The 26,644-nt window shown below is 25.5% G+C and carries 29 protein-coding genes and 1 tRNA gene; 15 read left to right on the forward strand and 15 right to left on the reverse strand.

What is annotated here, in order from left to right; genetic code table 11:
• Positions 1–402, forward strand: a complete 402-nt coding sequence (gene sufE, locus WIGMOR_RS02060; RefSeq protein WP_014354182.1) for a cysteine desulfuration protein SufE — start codon at positions 1–3, stop codon at positions 400–402.
• A gap of 29 nt (positions 403–431) precedes the next feature.
• Here the strand turns inward: sufE and WIGMOR_RS02065 are convergent, their stop codons facing one another.
• Positions 432–668 carry an LPP leucine zipper domain-containing protein gene (locus WIGMOR_RS02065; protein ID WP_014354183.1) on the reverse strand — a complete coding sequence of 79 codons (237 nt, stop codon included), beginning with the start codon at positions 666–668 and terminating at the stop codon, positions 432–434.
• Between the two features lie 318 nt (positions 669–986).
• On the opposite strand from WIGMOR_RS02065, the gene WIGMOR_RS02070 reads away from it, so the two are divergent.
• Complete coding sequence (locus WIGMOR_RS02070) at positions 987–2,618, forward strand: CTP synthase (RefSeq protein ID WP_014354184.1); 1,632 nt, start codon at positions 987–989, stop codon at positions 2,616–2,618.
• Positions 2,619–2,685: 67 nt separating this feature from the next.
• Positions 2,686–3,990, forward strand: a complete 1,305-nt coding sequence (gene eno / locus WIGMOR_RS02075) for a phosphopyruvate hydratase (protein ID WP_014354185.1) — start codon at positions 2,686–2,688, stop codon at positions 3,988–3,990.
• A 20-nt stretch (positions 3,991–4,010) separates the two neighbouring features.
• Here the strand turns inward: eno and WIGMOR_RS02080 are convergent, their stop codons facing one another.
• The 7 genes from WIGMOR_RS02080 to WIGMOR_RS02110 are packed head-to-tail and all read right to left on the reverse strand — an operon-like array spanning position 4,011 to position 9,183.
• Positions 4,011–4,961 carry a L,D-transpeptidase family protein gene (locus tag WIGMOR_RS02080; RefSeq protein ID WP_014354186.1) on the reverse strand — a complete coding sequence of 317 codons (951 nt, stop codon included), beginning with the start codon at positions 4,959–4,961 and terminating at the stop codon, positions 4,011–4,013.
• 48 nt (positions 4,962–5,009) lie between these two features.
• On the reverse strand, positions 5,010–6,095 hold the full coding sequence (gene ychF / locus WIGMOR_RS02085) for a redox-regulated ATPase YchF (RefSeq protein ID WP_014354187.1): 1,086 nt from the start codon (positions 6,093–6,095) through the stop codon (positions 5,010–5,012).
• A gap of 42 nt (positions 6,096–6,137) precedes the next feature.
• Complete coding sequence (gene pth, locus WIGMOR_RS02090; protein WP_041944119.1) at positions 6,138–6,698, reverse strand: aminoacyl-tRNA hydrolase; 561 nt, start codon at positions 6,696–6,698, stop codon at positions 6,138–6,140.
• A 30-nt stretch (positions 6,699–6,728) separates the two neighbouring features.
• Positions 6,729–7,637 (reverse strand): ribose-phosphate diphosphokinase, encoded by a 909-nt coding sequence (locus tag WIGMOR_RS02095; RefSeq protein WP_014354189.1) that lies wholly within the window; start codon positions 7,635–7,637, stop codon positions 6,729–6,731.
• A 54-nt stretch (positions 7,638–7,691) separates the two neighbouring features.
• On the reverse strand, positions 7,692–8,585 hold the full coding sequence (ispE, locus tag WIGMOR_RS02100) for a 4-(cytidine 5'-diphospho)-2-C-methyl-D-erythritol kinase (protein ID WP_014354190.1): 894 nt from the start codon (positions 8,583–8,585) through the stop codon (positions 7,692–7,694).
• Entirely contained in the window at positions 8,573–8,956 is a 384-nt protein-coding gene (gene lolB, locus WIGMOR_RS02105) for a lipoprotein insertase outer membrane protein LolB (protein ID WP_071818468.1), read from the reverse strand. The genes ispE and lolB overlap by 13 nt, the downstream gene beginning before the upstream one ends.
• A 32-nt stretch (positions 8,957–8,988) precedes the next feature.
• Positions 8,989–9,183, reverse strand: a complete 195-nt coding sequence (locus WIGMOR_RS02110) for a hypothetical protein (RefSeq protein WP_041944121.1) — start codon at positions 9,181–9,183, stop codon at positions 8,989–8,991.
• A gap of 157 nt (positions 9,184–9,340) precedes the next feature.
• On the opposite strand from WIGMOR_RS02110, the gene hemA reads away from it, so the two are divergent.
• The 8 genes from hemA to nth all read left to right on the forward strand — a co-directional run bounded on the left by hemA (position 9,341) and on the right by nth (position 17,300).
• The gene (hemA, locus tag WIGMOR_RS02115) at positions 9,341–10,600 is read left to right on the forward strand and encodes a glutamyl-tRNA reductase (RefSeq protein WP_014354191.1); all 1,260 of its coding nucleotides are present in this window, start codon (positions 9,341–9,343) and stop codon (positions 10,598–10,600) included.
• Positions 10,601–10,640: 40 nt separating this feature from the next.
• Entirely contained in the window at positions 10,641–11,720 is a 1,080-nt protein-coding gene (gene prfA, locus WIGMOR_RS02120) for a peptide chain release factor 1 (RefSeq protein ID WP_014354192.1), read from the forward strand.
• 7 nt (positions 11,721–11,727) lie between these two features.
• Entirely contained in the window at positions 11,728–12,573 is an 846-nt protein-coding gene (gene prmC, locus WIGMOR_RS02125) for a peptide chain release factor N(5)-glutamine methyltransferase (RefSeq protein ID WP_236607841.1), read from the forward strand.
• Between the two features lie 93 nt (positions 12,574–12,666).
• Positions 12,667–13,515 carry a 3-deoxy-8-phosphooctulonate synthase gene (kdsA, locus tag WIGMOR_RS02130; protein ID WP_014354194.1) on the forward strand — a complete coding sequence of 283 codons (849 nt, stop codon included), beginning with the start codon at positions 12,667–12,669 and terminating at the stop codon, positions 13,513–13,515.
• 46 nt (positions 13,516–13,561) lie between these two features.
• Entirely contained in the window at positions 13,562–14,365 is an 804-nt protein-coding gene (gene nadE / locus WIGMOR_RS02135) for an ammonia-dependent NAD(+) synthetase (protein ID WP_014354195.1), read from the forward strand.
• A gap of 71 nt (positions 14,366–14,436) precedes the next feature.
• Positions 14,437–15,831, forward strand: a complete 1,395-nt coding sequence (gene fumC / locus WIGMOR_RS02140) for a class II fumarate hydratase (protein WP_014354196.1) — start codon at positions 14,437–14,439, stop codon at positions 15,829–15,831.
• A gap of 239 nt (positions 15,832–16,070) precedes the next feature.
• Positions 16,071–16,625 carry a phospholipase D family nuclease gene (locus WIGMOR_RS02145; RefSeq protein WP_014354197.1) on the forward strand — a complete coding sequence of 185 codons (555 nt, stop codon included), beginning with the start codon at positions 16,071–16,073 and terminating at the stop codon, positions 16,623–16,625.
• A gap of 39 nt (positions 16,626–16,664) precedes the next feature.
• Complete coding sequence (gene nth, locus WIGMOR_RS02150) at positions 16,665–17,300, forward strand: endonuclease III (RefSeq protein WP_014354198.1); 636 nt, start codon at positions 16,665–16,667, stop codon at positions 17,298–17,300.
• Here the strand turns inward: nth and tyrS are convergent.
• The 3 genes from tyrS to slyA all read right to left on the reverse strand — a co-directional run bounded on the left by tyrS (position 17,297) and on the right by slyA (position 19,802).
• Positions 17,297–18,586: a tyrosine--tRNA ligase gene (gene tyrS / locus WIGMOR_RS02155; protein ID WP_014354199.1), complete on the reverse strand. Its 1,290-nt coding sequence runs from the start codon at positions 18,584–18,586 to the stop codon at positions 17,297–17,299. The two genes, nth and tyrS, sit on opposite strands and share 4 nt — an antisense overlap.
• Before the next feature lie 37 nt (positions 18,587–18,623).
• Positions 18,624–19,274 carry a pyridoxamine 5'-phosphate oxidase gene (pdxH, locus tag WIGMOR_RS02160; RefSeq protein ID WP_014354200.1) on the reverse strand — a complete coding sequence of 217 codons (651 nt, stop codon included), beginning with the start codon at positions 19,272–19,274 and terminating at the stop codon, positions 18,624–18,626.
• A gap of 93 nt (positions 19,275–19,367) precedes the next feature.
• Positions 19,368–19,802 carry a transcriptional regulator SlyA gene (slyA, locus tag WIGMOR_RS02165; protein ID WP_014354201.1) on the reverse strand — a complete coding sequence of 145 codons (435 nt, stop codon included), beginning with the start codon at positions 19,800–19,802 and terminating at the stop codon, positions 19,368–19,370.
• 459 nt (positions 19,803–20,261) lie between these two features.
• On the opposite strand from slyA, the gene rnt reads away from it, so the two are divergent.
• Entirely contained in the window at positions 20,262–20,918 is a 657-nt protein-coding gene (gene rnt / locus WIGMOR_RS02170) for a ribonuclease T (protein ID WP_014354202.1), read from the forward strand.
• A 20-nt stretch (positions 20,919–20,938) separates the two neighbouring features.
• Here rnt and grxD read toward each other — a convergent pair whose 3' ends face one another.
• From grxD to WIGMOR_RS02185, 3 genes are all read right to left on the reverse strand, one after another.
• Positions 20,939–21,274 carry a Grx4 family monothiol glutaredoxin gene (grxD, locus tag WIGMOR_RS02175; RefSeq protein ID WP_014354203.1) on the reverse strand — a complete coding sequence of 112 codons (336 nt, stop codon included), beginning with the start codon at positions 21,272–21,274 and terminating at the stop codon, positions 20,939–20,941.
• Positions 21,275–21,333: 59 nt separating this feature from the next.
• Positions 21,334–21,948, reverse strand: a complete 615-nt coding sequence (locus WIGMOR_RS02180; RefSeq protein WP_014354204.1) for a riboflavin synthase — start codon at positions 21,946–21,948, stop codon at positions 21,334–21,336.
• A 131-nt stretch (positions 21,949–22,079) separates the two neighbouring features.
• Positions 22,080–22,154: transfer RNA gene (locus tag WIGMOR_RS02185), tRNA-Val, on the reverse strand.
• A gap of 177 nt (positions 22,155–22,331) precedes the next feature.
• Here WIGMOR_RS02185 and purM point away from each other — a divergent pair.
• The 3 genes from purM to WIGMOR_RS02200 all read left to right on the forward strand — a co-directional run bounded on the left by purM (position 22,332) and on the right by WIGMOR_RS02200 (position 25,312).
• Positions 22,332–23,384 (forward strand): phosphoribosylformylglycinamidine cyclo-ligase, encoded by a 1,053-nt coding sequence (gene purM / locus WIGMOR_RS02190; protein WP_014354205.1) that lies wholly within the window; start codon positions 22,332–22,334, stop codon positions 23,382–23,384.
• A gap of 261 nt (positions 23,385–23,645) precedes the next feature.
• Positions 23,646–24,545, forward strand: coding sequence for a 4-hydroxy-tetrahydrodipicolinate synthase (gene dapA, locus WIGMOR_RS02195; protein WP_014354206.1), 900 nt, complete (start codon positions 23,646–23,648; stop codon positions 24,543–24,545).
• Positions 24,546–24,598: 53 nt separating this feature from the next.
• Positions 24,599–25,312 (forward strand): phosphoribosylaminoimidazolesuccinocarboxamide synthase, encoded by a 714-nt coding sequence (locus WIGMOR_RS02200; RefSeq protein WP_041944171.1) that lies wholly within the window; start codon positions 24,599–24,601, stop codon positions 25,310–25,312.
• Positions 25,313–25,354: 42 nt separating this feature from the next.
• Here WIGMOR_RS02200 and murA read toward each other — a convergent pair whose 3' ends face one another.
• Positions 25,355–26,611 carry a UDP-N-acetylglucosamine 1-carboxyvinyltransferase gene (gene murA, locus WIGMOR_RS02205; RefSeq protein WP_014354208.1) on the reverse strand — a complete coding sequence of 419 codons (1,257 nt, stop codon included), beginning with the start codon at positions 26,609–26,611 and terminating at the stop codon, positions 25,355–25,357.
• Between the last annotated feature and the right edge of the window lie 33 nt (positions 26,612–26,644).

Here is a 26,644-nt window from a genome sequence, read left to right on the forward strand (position 1 = left end):
ATGGATAAAAATAAATTTATAAAAAATTTTTCTTACTTAAGTAATTGGGAAGAAAAATATCTCTATATTATAGAATTAGGAAAGAGATTGGCTCCATTTCCTGATAGATTTAAAAAATCTGAATATCTTGTTCCTGGATGCCAAAATCTTGTTTGGATTGCTTTATTATATAATAAAAATCATTTAAAATTTTATGGAGATAGCAACTCTATTATTGTTAAAGGGCTAATAGCAATTTTATTTATATTTTATCAAAACTTAAAAATATCAGAAATAATTACATGTAATACATATCTTGATTTAAAAAATTTATGTTTATCTGAGCACCTAACTCCTTCTAGAATGCAGGGATTAGGTGCTATCATTAGTTTCATTAAAAAATCGGCGCGTTCTTTTTTATAAGAATAACTTTTTACTTAAAAAGTAATAATTTATTTTCTATAATAAAAAGAACGATTGTTCAGACGTTGATTTGCACGATCAGCTTCTTCTTTTGCTATATGTGCATCAGCTTTGATATGTTTTACATCTTCTGAAATATGATCTATTTGATTGTGCAGTTCTTTGATATCAGAATTTAATTTGTTATTACTTGGACTATTTGTGCAACTTGATAATATTAATATACTTAAAATTATATTAAATACAGTTTTTTTATTATTTAACATTTTTTTTCCTTAAATAATTTTTTGAATTTATTCAATATTATTTGATGTCACTTAAACTTACTTTTTTTGATAAAATTATATTGTTCTATATTTTTTATTCATTATATTCAGAATAAATATTTTTATTATATTAAATAACATATATATATCGTAGTATTTTATTTATTATAATTTACAAAAAATTTGTATTAAAATATATAAATTTAGTAACATACTAAAATTTTTTATTATTTAAATATTGGTTTCAAAATTTTAGAAATATTTTAATTTTAAAAATAAAACATACAAATAATTTCATTATTTTTTTTCAATAAAAATATGGCAAAATATTATATATTTATTACTGGAGGAGTCGTTTCATCTCTCGGTAAAGGTATTACTACAGCGTCTTTAGGTGCTATATTAGAAGCGCGCAATTTAAAAGTTACTTTAATGAAACTAGATCCTTATATAAACGTAGATCCTGGAACCATGAGTCCAATTCAACATGGAGAAGTTTTTGTTACCGAAGATGGTGCGGAAACTGATCTAGACTTAGGACATTATGAACGTTTTTTAAATTCTAAGATGTCACGTTACAATAATTTAACTACAGGAAAAATTTATTCTGACGTATTAAGAAACGAAAGAAATGGATTTTATCTTGGAGCTACTATTCAAGTAATTCCACATATTACAAACGAAATCAAAAAATGTATTATACGTGCAGGAAAAGGATTTGACATTTTATTAGTTGAAATTGGAGGGACAGTAGGCGATATCGAATCATTACCTTTTTTAGAAAGTATTCGTCAAATGGCAATAGAAATTGGAAAAAGAAAAATACTTTATATTCATTTAACACTCGTTCCATATTTATATCCTTCAAAAGAAATAAAAACTAAACCAACACAACATTCTGTTAAAGAACTTCTTTCTATCGGCATTCAACCAGATATTTTAATTTGCAGATCAGATCGATTAGTACCAAAATATGAAAGATCAAAAATTGCTTTATTTTGTAATGTTCCTGAAAAAGCTGTATTTTCTTTAGAAGATATAGATTCTATTTATAGAATACCAATATTTTTAAATAAACAAGGTCTTGATAACTATATTTGTCACCGTTTTTGCATAAAGTGCCCAAAAGCAGACTTATCTATGTGGGAAACTGTTATGCATCAAAAAAAAAATACCATAGGGACAGTAATCATTGGAATAATAGGCAAATATACAGAATTTCCAGATGCTTATCGTTCATTGATTGCTGCTTTAGAACACGCTGGATTGAAAAATAGATTAATTATTGATATTAAATTAATTAATTCTCAAAGTTTAGAGTTTTCTGATATATCTACTCTTAAAAATTTAGATGCCATTATTGTTCCAGGTGGATTCGGATATCGAGGAATCGAAGGTAAAATAATAGCAGCAAAATTTTCGAGAGAAAAAAACATTCCTTATTTTGGAATTTGCTTAGGTATGCAAATTGCAATAATAGAGTTCGCGCGTAATGTTATTGGATTAATGGAAGCAAATTCAACAGAATTTATAAAAAATTGTAAATATCCGGTAATTGCTAAAATATCAGAATGGAATTATCGAAAAAAATCTATTTTTAATACATATAAGATTTCTACAAAAATGAGATTAGGAAATCAAAAATGTTACTTAAAGTTAGGAAGTTTAGCGTATCAAATATATAATAAATCTATTATTTTAGAACGACATCGCCATCGATATGAAGTAAATAATTTATTTCTAAACAAAATTGAAAAATCAGGATTAATTGTTTCCGGATGGTCACATAATAAATATAAATTAGTTGAAATTATTGAATATCCAAAACATCCATGGTTTATTGGAAGTCAATTTCATCCAGAATTTAATTCTAATCCTCGTGATAGTCATCCGTTATTTATTTCTTTTATAAAAGCTGCTCACAATTATCAAAATAAAAAAAATTTTTAATATACTTATTTAATAATATTTTTAGTATCATACTAATTAATTATTATTTATATATAAATATAATAAAATGTATACTTCAAAAATTATCAAAGTTATTGGTCGTGAAATTCTTGATTCAAGAGGCAATCCTACAGTAGAAGCTGAAGTACATTTGTCTGGCGGCGTAATAGGACGCGCTTCTTCTCCGTCTGGTATATCTATTGGTTCACGAGAAGCATATGAATTACGTGATCGAGATTTTTCTCGATTTTTAGGTAAAGGTGTAAAAAAAGCAGTAAAAGTGATAAATAAAAAAATTTCTAAATCTTTAATAAAAAAAAATGCTGAGGAACAAAAAAATATTGATAATATCATGATTCATTTAGATGGGACAGAAAATAAGTCTAGATTAGGAGCAAATTCAATTTTAGCTGTATCTCTTGCAAACGCTAAAGCAGTATCAAACATCAGAAAAATTCCTCTATATCAATACATAGCAGAACTCAATGAAATTCCAGAAATGTTTTCTATGCCATTACCAATGATTAATATTATTAACGGAGGAAAACATACAAACAATAATATTGATATTCAAGAATTTATGATTCAACCAGTTAGTGCAAAAAATATTAAACAAGCAATTCAAATGGGATCTGAAATATTCCATAATTTAGGAAAAATATTGCATGAACAGGGTATGAGCACTTCTGTTGGAGATGAAGGAGGATATACACCTAATTTAAAATCTAATATTGTTGCATTTAATTTAATTCAAGAAGCAATAGAAAAATCTGGATTTTGTATAGGTAAAGACATTACATTAGCGATCGATTGTGCTGCATCAGAATTTTTTGAAAAAAACTATCAATCTTATTATTTAAAAAGTGAAAAAAAAATGTTTTCATCTTGCGAATTTATAGAATATTTGACCGATCTTACAAATAAGTATCCTATTCTTTCTATTGAAGACGGATTACATGAAAATGATTTAGAAGGTTTTAAAATATTAACAAAAACATTAGGAAAAAAAATTCAGCTCGTAGGTGACGATTTATTCGTGACTAATTCTAAATTGTTAAACAATGGTATTAAAAATGGAATTGCTAATTCCATTTTAGTAAAACCAAATCAAATTGGTTCATTAACAGAAACTTTAAAAGTAATTAAAATAGCTAAAAAAGCCGGATACTCTACTATTATTTCACATCGATCTGGAGAAACTGAAGATGTAACAATAGCAGATTTATCTGTTGGAACAGCATCAGGTCAAATTAAAACAGGATCTATGAGTCGATCAGATCGAATAGCAAAATATAATCGATTAATTCGTATTGAAGAAGAACTACAGTATCGTGCTCCATTTAATGGAAGAATGGAAATTAAAAATCAATAATTTTTTAAATTTATGTATTTTTAATTTTTTATAATATTAACCGGTAATCCCTTACGTTCTTGAAAAGCCTGTGCGACTACGAATTTATTTACCTTTAAATCATGTATAAAATTATATATTTTGTTAGAAATAACAATTGGTTTATGATAAATAGATTTAAAAGTTTCTAAATTATTTGATAACGGAAAATGTACTTCTATATACTTATTTCCGTCTTTTTCTAAACTAATTTTTATTGGTTCGTTGATGAATTTTACTGTAGTACCAACTGGTACATGATTAAATAAATATTTAATATCAGCATTTCTTAAACGTATGCATCCATGAGTAACACGCAGTCCAATTCCAAAATTTGCATTTGTTCCATGAATAGCATATAGATCTTCTAAATATAAAGCGTATAATCCCATAGGGTTATCTTTTCCTGGAGGATATGTTTTTAACAAAATTTTGCCTTTTTCTAAATATTCTTGACGTATAGATTGTGTAGGAGTCCAAGTTGGTCCATATTTTTTTCTTTTCACAGCAGTAGTCCAATTATGAGGAGTTTCTTTCCCTACTTGTCCGATACCGATAGGAAAAATTGCTACTAAATTAGAATTTTTAGGAAAATAAAATAATCGCATTTCAGCAGTGTTTATAATAATTCCTGAATAAGGCATATCTGGCAATATAATTTGTTTTGGAATAATTACTTGCGTGCCACTTTGAGGTAAATATACATCTACTCCTGGATTTGCTTCTAATATATTAGTAAGACCTACATTAAATTTTTGAGCAAAGTATTCTAAAGAGAGAGTATTATTTTTTGGAATAGTAATAACAAAATTTTTTCCGATTATTCTATTACCATTTTTAGGCAACTGATATACTTCTGAATAAACAGTTTTAAAATTTAATATGATAAATATAAGTATTCTAAAGTATATAGCGATTTTTTTTAGTAAATATCTTAATCTTGATCTATGCATAAAATAAATTATTTTATTTTTTTCTTTTTTTAGATATTTAAAAAAAAATTAAACATTAAATAAAAATTCAATAATATCTCCATTTTTTACTAAATAATCTTTTCCTTCTAATTTAATTTTTCCAAATTTTTTTGCTAAGTTCATACTTTTATAATGCATAAAATTTTCAAAAGAGATAACTTTTGCTCGAATGAATCCTCTTTGAAAATCACTATGAATTTTTCCTGATGCTTGTAATGCTGTAGTTTTATAATTAATTAACCATGAACGTACTTCTTTTTTACCAATAGTAAAAAAGTTATTTAATTTTAATAATTGACAGCCACAATTTATAATTGTGCCTAAATTAGAGTTTGCTAATTTAGATATTATGTACATTTTAGATGATTTTTTCTGTAAAGAATTTATGAAATTATCTTCAAATGTAGCGCATATTTTAAGTACGGGTATTTCAAGATGATTAAAATATTTTTTTATTTTTTCTATGTATTCGATATTTTTTGAAGAATTTTCATGTATATTTAAAATAAGCATTTTAGGTTTTAAAGTTAAAAAATTTAACTCAGAAATAATAGAATCATGTAAATTCTCGGTTTTTTTGTGCGTATGATGTTTTTTGTTAGACAGCGCTTCTAAAAAAAATTCTAAAATATAAATTTGATTTTTAATATTATTATTTTTATTTTGTTTTTTTAAAAAAGAGATTTTTTCAGTACATCTTGCAATATCAGATAATATTAATTCAGAATTTATAATATGAATATCATTTAAAACATTTTCGAACATATATTTAGAAGAACAAAGATCTTTAGAAAAGCATCCTACGACATGACCAATTGCATCAGCAGTACGAATTTGATTTAAAAATTGATTTCCTAATCCATATCCTTTAGAAGCACCTTTTACTAAACCCGCAATATCGATAAATTCAATATATTCTGGCGTGATACAACGAGACTTAACGATTTCTTGTAACTTAAATAAGCGCATATCTGGTATAGGAGTTAATGCAATATTAGGCTTAATTGTACAAAATGGAAAATTTTTAGCTGCTACTTTAGATCCAGTAAGTGCATTAAAAAGTGTAGATTTTCCGGCATTAGGCAATCCTATAATTCCAACTTTTAATCCCATTCATATCCTCTTTGCAAAAATTTTTTCTAATTTTTTGTAAAACTATTTTCTATGTAAAATATTCATAGCATGATATTGATTTTTTTTTATTAAAATTTTGATACAACTAATAGATTTTTTAATTATTTTTTTTAATTTAAATAAATCTTGATCGTTAAATTTACTTAAAATATATTTTTTAATATCACCATTTTCAGGACGTCCAATTCCGATTCTTAACGTATTTAAAAAAGATTTTTTTCCAATAAAATTTATTAGGCTTCTCACTCCATTGTGCGTGCTACTTCTATGAAAAAATTTAAATCGAGCGCATCCTAATTGTAGATCTAATTCGTCGTGAACAATTAATAATTCATAGGTATTAAAATTATAAAAATTATAAATTTTAAAAATTATTTCTCCATTAACATTCATATAATTATTTGGAATCATAAGAAATATTTCTTTTAGCGCTATATTAATTTTTGCAATATAACAAGAAAAATATTTATTTTGTATAAGATGCACATTATATTTTTTGGCCAAAGTATGAATAAACAATTCTCCGATATTATGACGTGTATGTGAGTATTTTGGTGCAGGATTTGATAATCCTATAATCATTTTTAATCTCATAAAAAATTTTAACTTATGTTAAATTATAATATTAAGTATATATTTTTCTATTAGTTTAGAAATTGTTAAGATTTTTATATTTGATAATTTTTTAAATTTTAAATTTATCGGAATCGTATCGCATACAATAAACTCGTCAATAACTGATTTTTGCATGGTATAAAATGCATTTTCTGAAAGCACTGGATGTGTAGTATAGCATACTATGTTTGAGGCGCCTTGATTTTTTAAATAATATGCAGATTTACATAAAGTCGATGCTGTATCAATAATATCATCAACTAATATACAATCACGATTTTTAACATTGCCAATAATATTTGCCACCTGAGTTTCATTAAAATTAGGTCGAATTTTTTCTATTACCACAACTTCTACATTTTTAAGAGCTTTTGACATCTTCCTAGCACGACGTATACTTCCAAAATCTGGTGCTACAATAACAGGATTAAGGAAGTTCTTTTTTCTAATATCTTCTAAAAAAACTGTCTCAGCTGATATTGAATCAAAAACAATATCGAAGAATCCTTGTATTTGCTCGCAATGTATATCGATAGTTGCTATTTGATCAATTCCTGAAATAGACAAAAGATTTGCAACTAACTTGGCTGTAATTGGTACTTGTTCTAAATTAATTCTGCGATCTTGTCTACCATATCCATAATAGGGTATTATAGTGATGATTTTTTTGGCGGCTGCACGTTTTAAAGCGTCAGCTATTATCATTAACTCCATTAAATTGTCATTTGCTGGATAGCATGTAGATTGAATAATACATACATCTTCGCCTCGTACATTTTCATCAATTTTTACATTGATTTCGTTATCTTTAAAACGACTAATTACAATGGGAGATAGTTTAATTTTACATGTATGTGATAGTAAGTTTGCTAAATGTTTAACAGAGGTGCCAAAAAAAATTTTCATTTTAATATAAAATGTATTTTATTGTATTTTTTTTAATGTAACGTTAAAATATATTTATTTCAAGAAATAATCGTATGAATGAGATCGAATTTTTATAATCCTATGCAATATAGATATGTTAGATCCTTTACTAATAAAAGCACGTATGTATTTCGGCAGTTTTTGTAAAATAATACGGGCTTTCTTTTCAGAACTAAATTCAGCAAATATACATCCTCCTGTACCAGTTAAACGAAATTTTGCATATTTAGAACAATTTTCAATCAATTTATTTATAGTACAAAAATTTTTTTTTACTATAGCTTCAAAATCATTCACGAAAGGTTTTTGCAAATATTGATTAAAAGTTTTTACGACAGTAAAATTTTTTTCAGAAAATTTATTAAATACAGATTGAGTAGATATTTTTATTGGAGGTATAATAATTATATACCACTTTAATGGGAGATTTACTGAAGATAATTTCTCCCCAATACCTTCAGCAAATGCAGATTTACCGTATATAAAAACTGGTACATCAGCACCTATTTGTAATCCTAAATTTGCTAAAGTTTTCAAACTTAGTTGACATCTCCAATGAAAATTTAGAGCAATTAATGTAGTTGCAGCATTCGATGATCCACCGCCTAAACCGCTTCCTAAAGGAATTTTTTTTTTGACATAAATATCTGCGCCAAAAATTTTTTGATTTTTCTTTCTTTTCATAAAATTTTGTAATAATTTAGCAGCTTTTAATATTAAATTGTTTTGACGATGTATACCCTGAATAGTATTAATTAACGTAATTTTTTTATTTAATGTAGAATTAATAATCAAAATGTCACTATATTCAAGAAATCTAAATAAAGTTTGAATATAGTGATATCCATCAGAACGTCGACCTACAACAGATAAAAATAAATTTATTTTTGCAGGAGAAGGCCAATTATATTTTTTTAATATATCCAACGATAAATTTTTATGTTTATAAAATCTTTCTTGTGAAATAATTTTATTTTTTTTGGAAAAACTGTTGGTGTGTTGTAGTATTCTATATATTGAATTTCCCATATTTCTTTTGAATTCATATATTTTGCATTTTTTAAATTACCATGATGATCGTATTTAATGTTAAATACATTTTTTGGAGCGCCTAGAATTAAATTATGAATATCGTTTAATGGAATTGAATATCCGAAAAATTTTTTAATCATGCTTTCTAAATCATGACTAGTATAACGTTTTTCTTGATTGTAAATCATTTCTGTATAACTTGGATATATGTTGAATATTACTTTAATACTGCTAAACGCATGGTGTAGTATTAATTGATAATACATATTATTTTTTTTTATTAAAGTAAAATTTAAATTTAATGTATCTTTTTCAGAATTAAAAAAAAACTACCATATATGTGATAATAGGGAAGTTGAGCAAGATTGTTTAAATTTTTTTGCGTATCTTTGAAATTTTTATGAATTTCAATTTCTTTATGAAAAATAGAGCATCCAGAAAATAAAACACTTAAAATTAAAAAAAAATGTAAAATATGACGATTATATAACATAAAGTTTCCTTTAATAAAATTTTTTTAAATTTTTATTTATAAAATTTTAACAATATTAACTATAATAATAAACTTGTATTGTAATAATAAAAAATATGTAAAAAATTATTTTTAATAAAAATCAATATATCTTTTTAATTAATGAAATAAAAAATTTATGAAATTAGTTGTAATAGGTGTAAGCTATAAAACTGCACCAATCTCTTTAAGAGAAAAAATGATATTTTCTACCGAACATTTAGATATGTCACTAAACAACTTATTGAAACAAATAAATATTAAAGGTGGATTAATACTTTCTACTTGCAATCGTATAGAAATTTATTTAAGTGTAAAAAAATTAAACAATTTAAAAAAAATTTTAATAAATTGGTTATATAAATTTTATAAGATTGAATTTAAATTTATACGTCATAATATTTATTATTATTTAGATAATCGAGCTATTATACATTTAATGCGTGTAATGAGCGGCTTGGACTCTATGATTTTGGGAGAGTCACAAATAATTAATCAAGTTAAATCTGCATTTTTTAGATCTTTAAAAAGAAAAAACTTATCAGTAGATATGCAAAAATTATTTGAAAGAGTATTTGCTGTATCGAAAAAAATTCGCACACAAACTAAAATTGGATCATATTCAATATCAATATCTTATGCAATATACATATTATTAAAAAATAAATTTCAATCTTTAACCGAAATTCAAATATTATTAATAGGATCGGGAAAGATTAGCACTTTAGTAGCAAAACAACTATATCAATATAATGTAAAAAAAATTTTTATTGCAAATCGTACATTGCAACATGCAAAAAATTTAGCTTTAAAAATTAATGGTTTTGCTATTGAACTAAAAAATGTCGCACAATACTTAAGTAAAGTACACGTTGTTATCACATCAACATCTAGTAGCACACCAATACTATATACTGATACAGTAAGAAATGTGTTGAAAAAAAACAAAAAAATAGTTTTGTTTATTGATATTGCTGTTCCTAGAAATATACAATCCAGTATTGGCAATTTACCTAACGCAGATTTATACATTCTAGATGATTTACAAATATTTTTAAACAAAAATTTAGAAAAAAGAAAACATGCTGCAATGTTAGCAGAAAACATTATAAAACAAGAAAGCATAAAATTATCGCAGTGGCTACAAGGTTATTCTGCAGCTAAAATAATACAAGAATACAGAAATCAGATAGAACAAGTAAAAAAAATATATGAAAATCGTGCATTAATGGAATTAAAAATTGGTATAAATCCTGAAATTATTATTAAAAAAATTATTTATAAACTTACTAATCGATTAATGCATAATTCCACAAAATTATTATATAATACAGCTTTTTCTCAAAAAAATGATGCTTTAAAGATTTTATATAATCATTTAAAATTAAAGTTACATTGAAATATTAAGAATTTATTTATAATAAATATTTGGATTTATAATGCATAAATCAATAATGTCAAAATTAAAAATTCTAAGTAATAGATATAAAGAACTTAATCAAATGTTAAGCAATCCGAATATTATTGCAGATAAAAGTCAATTTTTATCTTTATCAAAAGAACATTCAAAATTAAGTATACTAGAATATTATTTCAATTCCTGGAAAGAATTAAATCAAGAAATTCAATCTTTAAAATCTATGTTATCAAATGAAGAATTATATAACCTTGTACAAGACGAATTAAATATTACTTACATAAAAATTAAAAAAGTAGAAAAAAAAATTATTTTATTTCTTGTTCCTCAAAATTATTCAAGTAAATATAATTGTTTTTTAGAAATTCGTGCAGGTACAGGAGGAGGCGAAGCTGCTTTATTTGTCAAAGATTTATGCCGCATGTATATACGATTTTCTGAAATGCAATCTTGGGAGACAAAAATTATTCATTCTAATTATTCAGAATACGGAGGATACAAAGAAATTATTATCAAAATATGTAATAAAGAAGCATATTCAAAATTACAATTTGAATCAGGCGGTCATCGCGTGCAAAGAATACCTGCAACAGAATCACAAGGACGTATTCACACTTCTACATGTACGGTAGCTATCATGCCAGAAATGTCAGAATTAAAATTGCCTAAAATTAAATCATCTGATTTACGAATCGATACATTTCGTTCTTCTGGAGCTGGTGGACAACATATTAATACCACAGATTCAGCAATCCGAATTACGCATATTCCAACTAATACAGTTGTAGAATGTCAGGATGAAAGATCTCAACATAAAAATAAATCAAGAGCTATGTCTGTATTAACAGCAAGATTACAAACGAATTTGTTAAAAAATAGAAAACAAAGTGAATCTCAAGTACGTCGAAATTTACTAGGTACCGGTGATAGGTCAGATCGTATTCGTACTTATAATTTTACACAAGGCAGAATTACTGATCACCGATTAAATTTGACAATATATAAACTCAATGAAATTATGGAAGGTAATTTAAATTTATTAATTGATCCAATTATGAAAAAATATCGTGATAAAGAAATTGAAAAATTTCTACAAAAATGAAATAAATATGATAACGTGGAATTCTTGGGTACAACAAGCCATCTCAGTATTGCGTGCATTTAAAAAAAGTTCTCCAGAAAAAGAGGCAGAAATTCTATTGAAACATGTTCTTAATATTGATTATGCAAAAATAATCGCTTATGGAGAAAGAAATTTAACGTATACACAACATATTTTTTTAAATACTTTATTATTTAAAAGAATATTAGGAGAACCTATATCGTATTTAGTAAATGCTTGTGAATTTTGGTCTATAGATTTATATATCACTTCTGGTGTATTTATTCCAAGATCAGATACCGAACGTTTAGTAGAATTAGCGCTGTCTTTGTCATTGTCAAAAAACGCTAACGTTTTAGATCTTGGAAGCGGCAGCGGAGCAATTGCACTAGCGCTCGGATTAGAAAATCCTATGTGGAATATTACTGGAATCGACAAAAACAATAAAGCTGTTCAAATTTCCAAAAAGAATGCTGTTAAACTTAAAATAAAAAATGTAACCTTTAAAAAAGGCAACTGGGAAAAACTCCAGAAAAAAAAACATTATTCAATGATTGTTAGTAATCCTCCATATATTGCACAAAAAGATCCGCATTTATTTACAACAGATTTAAAATTTGAACCGAAATCTGCATTAATTTCTGGATCAGATGGACTTAAAGATATAAAAATAATTTGTAAAATAGCTAAAAATCATCTAAAAAATCGCGGTTGGTTGTTAATCGAGCATGGATTTCAACAAGCACGTAAAGTACGCAAAATTTTATTAATAGAAGGATATCATCTAATTTGTACTCATTTAGATTATAGAGGTCATGATCGCATTACTCAGGGAATGTGGATGAAAATTTAATAAAATTAATTTAAAGAAATGTATAAGTCGTATACATATAAATTTTCTGTGATAGAAACAAATTAATGCTTAAACTAAACAAGTTAAAAAATTTTGAATATAAATAAAAACAAAATTATTCTTTCTTTAGAAGATACTAAAATATCTAATCATCTTCCAATAGTTGTATTTGGAGGGATCAATGTTTTAGAAGATTATGATACTACTGCAATGGTCTGTGAAAAATTTATAACAATAACAAAAAAATTAAATATGTCATTTATTTTTAAAGCATCTTTTGATAAAGCTAATCGCTCCTCTATTTACTCATATCGAGGACCTGGTTTAAAAAAAAGCATAGAAATTTTTTCTAAAATAAAATCAAAATTTAATGTAAAAATCATGACAGATATACACGAACCAAATCAAGCGCATAAAATAGCAGAAGTAGTAGATATTATTCAAATCCCAGCTTTTTTGGCTCGACAAACTGATTTGATTCAATCAGCAGCACAAACAAATAAAATAATAAATATTAAAAAGCCACAGTTTATTTCTCCTGAGCAAATATACTATATTGTAGAAAAAATAATTCAATCAGGCAACTCTAAAATTATTTTATGCGAACGTGGTACTACTTTTGGATATAACAATTTAATTGTAGATATGTTAGGATTAGATACCATGAAAAAAATATCCGGTGGTTATCCAGTGATGTTAGATATTACACATGCATTACAAATGCGAGAAAAATTTAGTCCGATATCTCATGGAAAAATTTCGCAAATCCATGTACTTGCACGCTCAGGAGTTGCAGTAGGGATTTCCAGCATACTAATTGAAACACATCCAGAACCAAAAAAAGCTCGATGTGATGGTCCTTGTGCATTACCACTGAAAAATCTTGAATTGCTTCTTACAGAAATTAAACATATAGATAACATTGTTAAATCTATCGTATAATTTAATTTGAAAATATTAATTTTAAAATTTAAATCGTTATAAAATAATGAACAATCAATTAAAAATTATAAAAAAATTTAAAGTAAAACCTGTTTTTGATGCAAAAACAGAATTTAAAAAAATTAAAAATTTTTTAACAGCATATTTAAAAAAATTTACTGAATTAAAAACATTAGTATTAGGTATTAGTGGAGGCCAAGATTCTACATTAACCGGAAAAATTTGCCAAGAAGCAATTAATGATTTAAAATACGATTGTGCGTTGAACTATCAATTCATTGCAGTACGCTTACCTTATGGTATTCAGTATGATGAAGAAGATTGCAAATTAGCTATAAATTTTATAAACCCCGATCAAGTAGTAACTATCAACATTAAATCTGCAGTAGAATCACGTATTATTTCTTTGCAAAAAGCCGGCTTTAATATCACTGAACATTTAAAAGGCAATGAAAAATCAAGAGAACGCATGAAAATACAATATAGTATTGCAGGTGCTACTTCTGGTTTAGTAGTGGGTACATGTCATGCATCTGAAGCAATTACTGGATTTTTCACAAAATATGGAGATTCTTCTTCTGATATTTCTCCTATATTGCACTTAAATAAACGTCAAGGTAAAAGCATGCTTCAATATTTGAGCTGTCCTCAACGCTTATACTTAAAACCACCTAGTGCTGATTTAAATGAAAACTATCCAGGATATCCTGACGAATTTGCTCTTGGAATTAGTTATGATATGATTGATGATTACTTAGAAGGTAAAACAATTAATAAAAAAACAGCTAAAATTATCGAAGATTTATATTATAATACGCAACACAAACGCAATTTTCCGATATGTATATAAAAATTTTAAATATAATCTATACAGAGTATAAAAAAATTTTCTAGTAAATTTTTTATATTAAGGAACAACTTATGTCAAATTTTAGAGAAGAAAAAGATTTTTTTGGAATAATTGCGATACCAAAAGAAAGTTTATGGGGCTCTCATACGCAAAGATCTTTAAAAAACTTTAATATTTCTACAGAAATTGTACCATACGAATTTATTCATGCTTTAGCGCAGGTGAAATATGCTGCTACAAAAGTTAATAAAGAACTAAATCTATTAAATGTAAATAAAGCAGATGCAATTTTAAAAGCTATCAAAAAAATATTATCAGGAAAATATTCAAACAGTTTTCCATTAAAAATTTGGCAAACTGGTTCTGGCACACAAACTAATATGAACATTAACGAGGTTATTGCAAATATCGCTATAAAAATATTAGGTGGAAATTATGGAGATTATTCTATAATACATCCAAACGACCATGTTAATAAAAGTCAAAGCTCTAATGATGTTTTTCCGACTGCTATGCATATATCTGCAATCACTGCTTTAAAAAATAATTTATTGCCAAATATTCAAGATCTGATTGATACCTTAACTAAAAAATCAATACAATTTGACAATATTATTAAAGTTGGACGTACTCATTTGCAAGACGCTGTACCTTTAACTTTAGGACAAGAAATTTCTGCTTGGAAATATATGTTGCAAAAAAGTATTTTTCATATTCAAAATACTATTTCTCATTTGTCTGAAATAGCGTTAGGAGGTACTGCAGTAGGCACAGGATTAAATGCTCATAAATTGTATCCAAAAAAAACAGCTGAAATTTTATCGAAATTAACTAATCATGAATTTACCACTTCACCTAATAAATTTGAATCTTTAAGTACATGCGATGCTTTAGTACATTCCCACGGTGCTTTAAAGGGTTTATCAGCGTCTATGATGAAAATTGCTAATGATATTCGGTGGTTATCTTCTGGTCCAAGATGCGGTATAGGCGAGTTATTAATTCCAGAAAATGAACCAGGTAGTTCTATTATGCCAGGAAAAATTAATCCTACACAATGTGAATCTATGACAATGATATGCTGTCAAGTTTTTGGAAACGATACTTCAATAAATATTGGTGGAGCATCTGGAAATTTTCAATTAAACGTATTTAGACCGATGATTATTTATAACTTTTTGCAATCTGTCAGGCTTCTTTCAGATGGAATTTGCAGTTTTAACAAAAATTGCGTTTTAGGGATTCAACCAAATAAAGAAAAAATTGATAAATTTTTAAAAAAATCACTGATGTTAGTAACTGCTTTAACACCACATATCGGATATGATAAATCTGCTAAAATTGCAAAATTAGCACATAAAAAAAATTTTACTTTAAAGGAAGCTTGCATAAAGTTAGGTTATCTATCAGAAAATGAATTTGATAAATTAATATGTTTAAAAAAAATGATTAAAATGAAAAATTAAATATTTTTTTAGAAAACTAAAATTAAATTTTTAGAAACATTTAAATTTTTATTAATGCTTTATAATAAATTTTTTTTATGTACATTAATCAAAAAATTGTCCCGAAAAAATTTTCTAATTTTTTAATTTAATACAAAATTAAATAAAATTTTTAAAAAAGTTAAAAAAATTTAATTTTACAAAAAAAAAATATAGTTTAAAATTTTAATATGTATATTTTCAAGCATATCACAAACAATATGAAACAATTTTTTTTCATTTTTTTAATTTTTTTTAATTTTATTAATTCAAATGTTGTATTAAGTGCAAATTGTTATACAGATCCTAATTCAATTCGCATTGGATTTTCTCCAGGAAACACTGCACAAAAAATTATATTAGATGCAATAAAAGAGTCTTCGATATCTATCGATATCGCAGCATATTCATTTACAAGTAAATTAATCAGTTTAGCGCTAATGGATGCTGAACATCGTGGAGTAAAAATTAGAGTTTTAGCAGATAAAAAATCAAATAGCGGAAAATACACTGCAGTGACATATTTATCTAATCATAAAATTCCAGTCAGATTAAATGACAAATATTCTATTATGCATAATAAATTTATGATTATTGATCATAAATCAGTACAAACTGGATCATTTAATTATACACAAAGTGCAGCAAACAAAAATGCGGAAAATGTAATTTTTATAAAAAATAGCGCAGAAATTGCAGAAAAATATGAACTAGAATTTAATAGATTATGGAACGAAGCATTAGAACAACATAAAAATTATTTAATAAACAAATAAGTAAATTTACAACTATATATTGAAAAATTAATTTGTTAAATGAAAAAAAAAATAATTTCTACTATTTTTTTAAGATTAAAAAAAAATATTCCCAATCCAGAAATTGAACTAAAATTTTCATCTAATTTTGAGCTTTTAATAGCTGTTTTGTTGTCTGCAAAATCAAAAGACGTTCAAGTAAATAAAATTACTAAAAAATTATTTAATCAAGCTAATAATCCTAAAAAAATGTTACGCTTGGGTAAGCAAAAAATTATGGATTGTATCCGATCCATTGGGTTATATAAAAAAAAAACTGAATATATAATACGAGCTTGCCAAATTTTAATAAAAAACTTTCGCGGCAATATTCCAAATAATAGATCCGACTTAGAGTCGCTTCCAGGAATTGGCAGAAAAAGTGCAAATGTTATACTAAATGTTGCATTTCATCAAAATACTATCGGCGTAGATACCCATGTTTTTCGAGTAAGTAATCGATTAGGATTATCAAAATCAAATAATCTTAGATTTATTGAAAATCAGCTGATTTCTAATATTCCAAAAAAATTTGTTTTAAATAGTCATATGTGGCTTGTATTACATGGAAAATATACATGTAAATCTAAAAATCCTTTATGTAAAAGTTGCATTTTAAATGATTTATGCCTGTATCATCAAAATGATATATTTTAAAATGCATGCATCCAAATTAACAAGCAGAAATTTTTTTTTCCTTTTTTTAATATCGTGTATTTATCGTATAATTTATCTGAATTTTTAAAGATATAATTTTCGGGCACATTTTTGCTATTATTAATAGAAACCGAAGAAGATAAAATTATATTTTGAGCATTTTTTTTTGATTTGGATAATCCAGAATTTACTAAAATACTTTTGATATCTATATTTTTTTTAAAAACTTTATATATACGAACTCCCGAAATTGATAATAAAATAAAATCTTTTTCTGAAATTTTTAAAACATCTTTATGAAATAAAATACTTGTTGCTTTTTTTGCTAAGTTTAGTTGTTTTTTTCCGTGTACAATATGCGTAATTTCTTGAGCTAAAATTTTTTGTATTACAAATGGTTTTATTTTTTTATGAATAAATTTTTTTTCTAGTTTAGAAATATCTGAAATTTTTAAAAAAGTAAACATTTTTAAAAATTTAAATACATCTTCGTCTGAAGAGTTAAGCCAAAATTGATAAAAATCATAAACGCTAGTTTTATTTTTATCTAACCAAATAATTGATTTACAATTATCAGATTTTCCTAATTTAGTTCCATTAGATCTAACCATTAATGGTGTAGTAAGTCCATATACGGTTTTTTTATTTACATGATTTACCAAATCAATTCCTAAAGTGATATTTCCCCATTGATCTGACCCGCCAATTTGTAATATTACATTATATTTTTTATTTAAGAAGCAATAATCATATCCTTGCAGAAAACTATAAGAAAAAGTCATGAATGATAGATGAGCTTTTTTTCGCAATCTCATTTTGATTGATTCTTTATTTAATAATTTGTTTACTGAACAGTAAATTCCAAATTTTCTTAAAAAATCCAAAATAGTTAAATTTTTTAACCAAGAATAATTATTTAAAATATTTAAGGATGTTAAATTTTTTTTACATAATATAAAACTTTTGATTTGTTTTTCTATTTTTTGAGTCCAATTATAAACTGTTTCTTTATGCAAAAAATTCGCATTTTTTTCTTTGAAACTAGGATCTCCAATTAATGCAGTAGCTCCACCTATTACGACGATAGGAATGTGTCCATTTAAATAAAAATGTTTTAAACATAATAAAGGTATTAAGTGTCCTATATGCAAACTTTCTGCAGTGGGATCAAACCCGCAATAAATATGAATTTTTTTTTCTTGTACGGTTTTTTTTAGATTAATTTCGTCAGTTAATTTTTTAATTAAACCTCGGTTGTACAATTCTTGGATAATATTAGTTCTCATGTTATTTTTTATTTCATAAAATAATTTATTCTAAAAATTACGGAGATACACGCATTTTTTTCCATTTGGAATTAATTTTTTTATATAAAAATCTATCATGTAATCGATTACATCTGCCTTGCCAAAATTCTGCTGTATCAATATCGACTTGATACCCTCCCCAAAATTTTGGACACGGTATATATGTATTTGAAAATTTTTTTTGAAATTTTTTAAATTTATTTTCTAATATTTTTCTATTAGGAATTTTTTGTGATTGTTTTGATGCCCAGATGCTAATTTGACTTAATCTTGGTCGAGTATAAAAATATTTTACAATTTTGTCACGTGATATTTTTTTTGCAGTACCTAAAAATAAAATTTGTCTATTAATATGATTCCATATAAATAATAGACTAACATGAGCATTATGTTGTATATGAAATGCTTTTCTGCTTTTAAAGTTAGTAAAAAATATAATTTTGTTCTGTTCAATTTTTTTTAGTAAAACAATTCTTTGATACGGTCTATTTTTTTGATCTACTGTGCCTAGACTCATCATATTAAGATCTGGTATTTTTGCTTGATATGCATCTTTTAACCATAATTTAAATAAATTTATCGGATGATAAGTCAATTGATAACTTCTTAATTTTCCTATTGTATATTCTCTACGTGACAATAAAATTGTATTTAATTTTTTATTCATTTAATGCTCAAAAAAAAGAAATAATCATAAACTTTGAAATTAGCCGGTCTTAAGTAAGACCGGATATATTTGTTAAAATCTACTTTAGTAGAGTTAAGATTTATTGTACAATTCTAGAATATTCTTTTCTAATTTAGAAATCATTTGACTAAGCCATTTAATTTCTTCTTGATTAATACCATTAAGAATTTCTTCTCGTGTAGTGTGAATAACATTATTAACTTGCTTAATAATTGGTTCTGCAAATTTAGTTAACTTAATTCTTTTAGCTCTCCTATCATTTGCACACGTATGGCGTGTAATAAGTTTTTTTTCTTCTAACTGATCTAAAGTCCTTACTAGTGACGGTTGCTCAATCCCGATTGCTTTTGCCAATTGAATTTGAGATTGTTCAGGTGGTAATTGGCAAATATTATGTAAAGTTATCCAGTGTGTTTGTGTAAGCTCTAATGGTTTTAAGCGATGATCAATTAAGGCACGCCATATTCTTACTAAACGCGCTAAATCAGATCCTAATGGTGATTCCAATTTGCTCTCCTTATCTAAACAGATATTAAATAATTTTATATTTTATTAATATATTTAGTAATTCAAAAAATATTATTTATTTTAAATAAATACAATTATACATATTTTTAAAAAACATATACAATGTTTATATTTGTTATTTTAATATTTTATATGACATTAATTGTATTAAAAAATTTATTTATATTCTATAAATTATTAATAAATAATTATTATGTTATAATTAGAATAATTTTGATGTATATTTGTTTTTTTCAAGAAATATTTACAATATAATCAAAATGTTATAACTTACAATTAATAAATTTATTAAATTATTGATAGTTAATTAAAATCAATCATAATATAAAAGTCAATAATATTTTGATGCGAATGAGTTTAAATTCATTTTTTATTATATAATGTATTGAAACATTTTTAATAAAAGAATTACTTTTATTATAATTTTAAATTTTTATTATGCTTCAAAAAAATCAAAAAAATACCCTGCATAAACGTTTTAGAGGATTTTATCCAGTAGTAATTGATGTAGAAACTGCAGGATTTAATTCTGAAAAAGATGCTTTATTAGAAATTGCAATAATTACGTTTAAAATGGATCATAATGGATGGTTAATCATAGATCGTAAATTACATTTTCATATTATTCCGTTTCCTGGTTTAAACATTGAAAAAACAGCACTGGCATTTAATAAAATTGATCCTTATAATCCTTTAAGAACTGCAATAAAAGAAATTGAAGCGCTGAAAAAAATTTTTTATACTGTGCATCAAGGTATTAATTTGCAATCTTGTACTAAAGCAATCGTAGTTGCACACAACGCAGCTTTTGACCATAGTTTTCTGATGGCAGCTATTAAACGATCATCATTAAAATACAATCCGTTTCATCTTTTTTCAACTTTTGATACAGCAACATTAAGTGGATTAGCGCTTGGACAAACAGTTTTGGCTAAAGCATGTATAGCGGCCGGAATTAAATTTGATACTAACTCCGCACATTCGGCATTGTATGATACAGAAAGAACTGCTAAATTATTTTGTGAAATCGTGAATCGATGGAAGCGCTTAGGCGGATGGCCAGTTAATCAGAATAAAAGAATTAAATATAAATAATGATAATTTAAAAGTATCTTTTATTCGTTAGGAGTTGCCGACTTTAATGCATTACTAATTAGTGGTATTAATTCCCCGTTTTTATGCATTTGTGTTACTATATCGCATCCTCCAATTAAATTACCATTAATCCATAATTGAGGAAAAGTTGGCCAGTTAGCGAACTCAGGTAATTTCAAACGAATATCTGGATTTTCAAGAACATCTATATATGCAAATCTAAATCCTGAATTACATAATATTTGTGATATTTGCGCAGAAAATCCACACTTAGGATGTTCCGGAGAACCTTTCATATATAAAATAATTAAGTTTTTTTTTATTTGTTCCTTAATTTTTTTTATTGTATTATCCATATAATTTTCCAAAAAAAAATATTGCATATAAATTTTAACGTCATACTTACTTGCATGCATTAATTAAATTTTTTACTGATTATTTTTTCTGTTGTATCAACAATCGCTTGTATGTTTAAATCTATTTCGATATTTAATAAATCTCCGACTATTTTAGTATTTAAAGTTGTTTTAGAAATTGTTTCGGGAATTAAATGTACATAAAAGCCGTTATTAAACATTTTTGAAATAGTTAGACTAATTCCTTCAATTCCAATATATCCTTTATAAAAAAAATATTTCATTAACTTTTTATTTAAAACTTCAACGCATATAGTTTTTGAATTTGAATCAACATTAACTTTTGATATTTTTCCGCAGCATGTAACATGACCGGACATAACATGCCCGCCTATTGGTTGACAAAGCGTAGTTGATTTTTCTAGGTTAATACGATCGCCAACTTTTATGTTAGAAAAGTTTGTAATTTTAATTGTTTCTTGTATTAAATCAAAAGTTATATGTTCGTTTTCAATTTTAGTTATTGTTAAACAGCATCCGTTGTTAGATATAGAATCTCCTATTGATAAATTTGATAAAAGATTTTTCGGGAAAAGTACGCTATAAGTAAATAAGTTATTGCTTTTTTTTAAAAAAGTGACAGTCCCTATACCTTGTATAATTCCTGTAAACATGAAATTCTTTGTTAAATATTAATAAATTTGTTCTATCGAGTATAGACTATATTTTATGTACTTACAATAAAAAATATCTTTTAAATTTTACAAATTTATAATCAATTTGATGTATATAAATTTTTTTATTTTACGTCTGAGTGGATTTGAACCACTGACCTCCACCATGTCAAGGTGGCACTCTAACCATGCTGAGCTACAGACGTAAAAAAGTGCTTTTTATAATTCAACGAGTTTAATTTTAACATACTTAAAGTTATTTAAATAAAAAATTTTTTATAAGTTTTAATATGTATTTAAATATTCATGAGATATAAAAATGTTCTGAAAAAAATTAAGATTTAGTATATTATAATTTTGTTAGTTTTTTTAAAATAAAAAATATGAAAAATCAAAAATTTTCTTTATATAAAAAGTCTGGAGTTAATATTGAATCAGCTCATATTTTAATGAATAAAATAAAATCTATAGCGATTACCACATATTCTCCAGAAGTAATGAATAGCATTGGAGGATTTGCCGCATTATGTGCGGTTCCCAAAATATATAATCAACCAATATTAGTTTTAAGTACGGATGGAGTTGGAACAAAGTTACGTTTTGCAATTGATACTAATATGCATAAAAATATCGGTATAGATCTCGTAGCAATGTGCGTAAATGATATCCTTACACAAGGAGCAAAACCTATCTTTTTTTTAGATTATTATGCCACTGGAAAACTAGATATAAAAATATCTTTGCAGATTATTGAAGGAATTATAGAAGGATGTAAAATTTCTCAATGTGCGTTAGTCGGCGGAGAAACTTCAGAAATGCCAGGAATATATAAGAAAAAAGATTATGATTTGTCGGGATTTTGTGTTGGAATAGCAAATCAGTCAAATTTAATTGATACTGATAAAGTTAGAATTGGAGATTCAATTTTAGCACTAGCTTCTAATGGATTACACTCTAACGGATATTCTCTAATAAGAAAAATTATATTACAAAAAAAAATTGATTACAATCAATACATTTTAGATCAACAAAAATTAATTGATTATTTATTAATTCCTACTCGTATTTACGTAAAATCCATATTAAATTTAATGCAAAAAATTAATATACATGCTATTGCCCATATTACAGGAGGCGGATTAATTGAAAATATTACAAGAATTTTACCAGAAACAACATGTGCTTTAATTCAAGAAAAAACTTGGAAGTGGCCAATTATTTTTAAATGGCTAAGTAATATTGCTAGTATTCAAAAGTTAGAAATGTATAATATTTTTAATTGTGGAATTGGAATGATTATTATTGTTTCTGAAAAGAATGCTACAAAATCACTGCAAATACTAAAAGAAAATGGAGAAAAAGCATGGAAAGTTGGAAAAATTATACCTAGAAAATTACATAAAACATCTATATTTTTTGAAAATTTTTCTATTTAAAATAGCTATTAAATAATTATAAAAAATTATATTTCATCGAATTTTATTAAAAAATAATTATATATTCTGTATACTGTACAGTCAGTATTGAATAATAAAAAGTTTTGGTATAATAGAAATTTAACTTATTATTATTCAATAAATAAATTTTATATATAATTTAATTTTTATAAAATAAATTTTTTTAAAAGATATTAACATATACTGAAATATAATAATTTATTTAAACACATATAAATATAATTTTATAGGAAATTATAAATGTTTTCAGGCAGTATAGTAGCATTAATTACACCTATGTTAAATTCAGGAAAGATAGATTTCTTTAGTCTAAAGAAATTACTAATTTATCATATGCATAGTAAAACTTCAGCAATATTAATTTTAAGCACAACAGGAGAAGGTTATTCTTTAAATTTTAGAGAAAAATGTAAAATGTTAACGTATGTATTAGATTTTTGCGCTAAAAAAATACCCATTATTATGGGAATAGGATCTTCTTCATTACAAGCAATATTAAAACAAATTTCTTTTTATAATCAAACAAGTATATCGGGATATTTAATATCAACACCATATTATAGTTGTCCAAATCAAGTTGGTTTATATCAATATTTTAAAAAAATTTCTGAATTTACCAACATTCCTCAAATTATTTATAACATTCCTCGTCGTACTGGATGCGATATACTACCAGAAACGATTGCAAAACTATCAAAAATTACAAATATTGTTGGTGTTAAGGAATCTAGTGGAGATTTAAGTCGAATTAAAAAAATAAAATTTTTATCTAATAATCATTTTAGCATATTATGCGGAGACGATATTAATATAGTAGACTTCATGAAATTAGGTGGATGTGGCGTAATTTCTATGGCAGCCAATATTCTTGCTAAAGAATCAGATCAATTATGTTTTTTAATGTATAATAAACATTATTATCAAGCAGAAAAAATATATCGTAAGTTTTATCAATTATATAGTGCACTTACGATTGCACCTAATCCTGCTCCTATAAAATGGGCATGTAAATTTTTAGGACTAATTAAAACATATAAATCACGACTTCCTATTATTAATATAGATAAAAAAAACATGTATTTTTTAAAAAAAATATTAAACAATACTAATATTTCTTATCAAGAAATAAACAATTTTTAAGTTTCAATTGAATATTAAAATTTATCTTCAAGTGCTTTACTTATAGTATGAAAATTCAAAAGCTTAGTAAAATTTATGACGGAAAGTCAAAAATTTTGTATAAAACGAATGATCCAAAAATATTAGTGCTCGAATTTAAGCAAGATATATCTAAATTTAATGGGAAATACATCAAAAAATTTGAAAAAAAAGATATTATTAATAACAAATTTAGTTATTTTATCATGAATAAGTTAGCTAAAAAAAATATTCAAACGCATGTAATATCTTTATTTTCGGAAAATCAAACATTAGTCAAAAATTTAAAAATGTTTCCTATAGAGTGTGTCATACGTAATTATGCCTCTGGATCAATAGTCAAAAGATTTAACTTGGAGGAAAGATCTTTTTTAAATCCGCCTATTTTAGAAATATACCTTAAAAACGATTCTTTAGGAGATCCAATAATTAATGAAACACACTGTATCACATTTAAATTAATTAATTCTAAACATTTAGAAAATATAAAAAAAACAACAATTTACATAAATTATATTTTACAAAAATTATTTTTTAGATCCGAATTGATTCTGATAGATTTTAAGTTAGAATTTGGTTTGTTTAATGGAATTCTGACATTGGGAGATGAATTTTCTTTGGATAATAGTCGAGTTTGGGAAAAAAAAACATTTAAAAAAATGGATAAAGATATTTTTAGAGATAATCTAAACTACGATATTGTAGAGTGTTATCAAAAAGTAGCAGAAAAAATTGGATGTTTTATTTAATTTGATAAAATTAAAATTAACTTGTTGTACAAATAAATACGTTTACAATTTTAGCCTTTTAATATTTGCACCTAAATTTTTAAGTTTTTTTTCAATACAGTCATATCCTCGATCGATATGTGAAACACAATCTACTATTGTAACGCCATCTGCAATACACCCCGCAAGAATTAAACTAGCAGAAGATCTTAGATCTTTAGCAATTACTTGCGTGCCAGATAGTCGATTAACTCCATAGCAAAAAATTTTATTACTTTTAATAATTGCTTGAGCTCCCATTCTTATAAGTTCTGGAACATGCATAAATCTATTTTCAAAAATTGTTTCTGTAATAATACCCAGTCCTTTAGACACTAAATTTAGCAAAGTAAATTGCGCTTGCATATCTGTTGGAAATCCAGGATACGGTTCTGTTTTTATTTCTACAGCTCGGGGTCTTTTTCCATGCATATCCAATTTAATCCAATTTTTTCCTATATTAATTTTCGCACCTGCTTCATGAAGTTTTTTTAAAACAATATTTAAATTATTAGGATTAGTATCATGACATGTAATTTTTCCTCGCGATATTGCACCTGCTACTAAGAATGTGCCGGTTTCTATACGATCTGGTAAAATTCGATATACACCACCTTTTAATTTTTTTACGCCTTGTATTATAATAGTTTTCGTGCCTACTCCATTTATTTTAGCACCTAATAAAATTAAAAAATTAGCTGTTTCAATTATTTCTGGCTCTCTAGCAGCATTTTCAATAATAGTCATGCCAATCGCTAAAGTTGCGGCGCTCATAACTGTAACTGTTGCGCCTACACTGATCTTTTTCATTATAATATGTGCTGAATGTAATCGCCCTTTAACATTGGCTGTAACATAACCGTCTTTAAAATAAATTTTAGCGCCAAGTTTTTTTAATCCATCAATATGTAAATCTACTGGTCTCGGGCCAATATCGCATCCTCCAGGAAGAGAAATTTTGCCTTCCCCAAATCTAGCGAGTAAAGGTCCTAAAATCCAAATTGACGCACGTATGTTTTTAACTAATTGACATGGTGCATGATATATGTTGATGTTTCTAGCATTGACATAAATAGATTTATTTTCTTCAACTGTAGCCCCTAAGTATTTTAATAAACTTATAGCAATTTCAATATCTTTTAACTTAGGAACGTTTTGTATTTCAATTTCTTCTTCCGATAATATTGTTGCAAATAAAATAGGCAGCGAGGAATTTTTAGAACCTGATATTATAACGTCTCCACTTAATTTTGTTGCACCCTGTATGTAAAATTGATTCACGTTTTCTTATCTCTATTAATTTAATTAATAAAC

It is taken from the genome of Wigglesworthia glossinidia endosymbiont of Glossina morsitans morsitans (Yale colony), from assembly GCF_000247565.1.
Taxonomy (GTDB): Bacteria; Pseudomonadota; Gammaproteobacteria; order Enterobacterales; family Enterobacteriaceae; genus Wigglesworthia; species Wigglesworthia glossinidia_B.